The sequence below is a fragment of the Afipia sp. GW821-FHT14H12 genome (genome assembly GCF_058803465.1).
In genome coordinates, this window is sequence record NZ_JBXAOZ010000008.1 from 1 (window position 1) to 666 (window position 666).

Genomic DNA, 666 nt, shown 5'->3' on the forward strand with positions numbered 1-666 from the left:
AAAAAAGGCCGGCTTTCGCCGGCCTTTTCCTCGGATCGCAGGTGCGATCAGAAGGTCTTAGTACTTGGCGACAACCGGGCCACCCCAGTTGAAGTGGTAGTTGATGCCAGCCTTCACAGTGTGAAGGTCGTCGCGATAGCTCGCGGTGTTGGTGGCGAACGCAACGTTGGTGTGGTCGAAGTTGTAGTACTGGTACTCAACCTTTGCCGACCAGGCCGGAGCGAACATGTATTCGAGGCCGGCGCCGACGGTGTAGCCGGTGTCGTTGCGGTCAACCAGGGCCACCACGTTGGAGGTCACGCCGCCGTTGTCGCGGAATGCAACACCGCCCTTGGCGTAGATCATGCCGGGACCCCAGGTGTAGCCGAGGCGGCCGGTGACCGAAGCCAGCCAGTCGTTCTTGATGCTGACCGTATTCGCGGTCGCATCGGTGAAGGTGTGACGGTTGTTCGACAGGCCGTTGAATTCGCCCTCGAGACCGACAACCCAGTTCGGAGCGAACTGGTAGTTAGCGCCAACGACGCCGCCGCCGATGAACGAGCTGTCGTCACGGGTGCCGACAACGCCAGCAGTCGCATTGTAACCGCTGGAACCCTGGAAAGCGCCGCCAACCTGGGCACCGATGTAGAAACCGGTCCAGTTGTAGATCGGAGCAACGTAAGCCGG

General features: G+C 60.8%; 1 protein-coding gene. It reads right to left on the reverse strand.

The window, feature by feature from the left end:
• Positions 1–57 precede the first annotated feature (57 nt).
• Positions 58–666 (reverse strand): outer membrane protein (locus AC1RNA_RS17265; RefSeq protein ID WP_492951883.1); only part of this gene is annotated, 609 nt, incomplete at its 5' end.